We start from the raw sequence: 1,630 nt of genomic DNA, 5'->3' as shown, positions 1-1,630 counted from the left end.
CGGTTGAGGTGTCGTCGGGTCGTGTTGCTGTGGTGTTCGGTGATGTGGTGTTGACGTATGCCGAGTTCGGTGTGCGGGTGAATCGGTTGGCGCGGTGGTTGATCGGGCGTGGTGTGGGTCCGGATGTTTTGGTCGGGCTTGCGGTGGAGCGTTCGGTGGAGATGATCGTGGCGATGCATGCGGTTGTTGCTGCGGGTGGTGCGTATGTGCCGATTGATCCGGAGTTGCCGGTGGAGCGGATCGGGTTTGTGGTTGAGTCGGCTGCGCCGCGGTTGGTGTTGACGGTTTCTGCGTTTGTGGGTGTGTTGCCGGCGGGTGTGGATGTTGTTGTTCTTGATGGTCTTGATGTGGGTGGGTTGTCGGGTGGTCCGGTTTCCGATGGTGATCGGGTGGCGCCGTTGCGGTCGGGTAATGCGGCGTATGTGATGTTCACGTCGGGGTCGACGGGTCGGCCGAAGGGTGTGTCGGTCAGTCATGGGGCGATTGTCAATCAGTTGGCGTGGTTGGCGGGGGAGTATGGGGTTGGTGCGGATGATCGGGTGATGGCGCGTGCGCCGTTCACGTTCGATGTGTCGGTGTGGGAGTCGTTTTTGCCGTTGACGGTGGGTGCGCGGTTGGTGGTGACGCGGCCGGGTGGGCATCGTGAGTTGGATTATCTTGCGGGTGTGATGGTCGAGCATGCGATTTCGGTGGCGGAGTTCGTTCCGTCGGTGCTTGCGGCGTTGGTGGCTGATGGTTTTGGTGGTGCGTTGGGGTCGTTGCGGCATTTGTTTGCCGGTGGTGAGGAGTTGACGCCGGAGCTTGCGGTGGCGTTGGGTTCGTTGACGTCGGCTGCGGTGCATAACACGTATGGTCCGACGGAGGCGGCGATTACGACGACGGCGCATCGGATTGTGGGTTCGGTGTCTGGGGTGGTGCCGATCGGGACGCCGGTGTGGAATACGCGTGGGTATGTGTTGGATTCGCGGTTGCGTCCGGTGCCGGTGGGTGTTGCGGGTGAGTTGTATCTCGATGGTGCTCAGTTGGCGCGTGGTTATCATCGGCGTCCGGATTTGACGTCGGATCGGTTTGTGGCGAATCCGTTTGTGGTGGGTGCTCGGATGTATCGCACGGGTGATCGTGCGTTGTGGAGTGCTGCTGGGTCGTTGGTGTATTTGGGTCGGACGGATTTTCAGGTGAAGATTCGTGGGGTGCGGATCGAGCTCGGTGAGATCGAGTCGGCGTTGGCTGGGTTGCCGGGTGTTTCGGGTGCTGTGGTGGTGGTGCATGGGGGGAGTCGTCTGGTCGGGTATGTGACGGCTGGGTCCTCGGCCGATGCGGGTAGTTCGGTGGATTCGGTGGGGGCGCGGGCTGCGGTGGGGTTGGTGCTTCCGTCGTACATGGTTCCGGATGTGGTGGTTGTCGTTGATGAGTTCCCGTTGTCGAGTGCGGGGAAGTTGGATCGGAAGGCGTTGCCGGAGCCTGTTTTTGGTTCGCGGGTGTTTCGGGCGCCGGTTTCTGGTTCGGAGTTGGTGGTGGCTGCTGCGTTTGCGGTGGTGTTGGGGTGTGGGTCGCGGGTTGGGTTGGATGATGATTTCTTCGTGTTGGGTGGTAATTCGCTCAATGCGACCAGGCTCATCAGCCGCATCAA

General features: G+C 61.2%; 1 protein-coding gene. It reads left to right on the top strand.

The window, feature by feature from the left end:
* A partial coding sequence (locus ACFT1A_RS30945) for an amino acid adenylation domain-containing protein (RefSeq protein ID WP_378450106.1) occupies positions 1-1,630 on the top strand: 1,630 nt, incomplete at both ends.

The sequence above is a fragment of the Rhodococcus sp. NPDC057135 genome (assembly GCF_042670865.1).
Taxonomy (GTDB): domain Bacteria; phylum Actinomycetota; class Actinomycetes; order Mycobacteriales; family Mycobacteriaceae; genus Rhodococcus_F.
The sequence above is the reverse complement of the archived record's forward strand: the minus strand, read 5'-3'. Positions and strand labels throughout refer to the sequence as shown.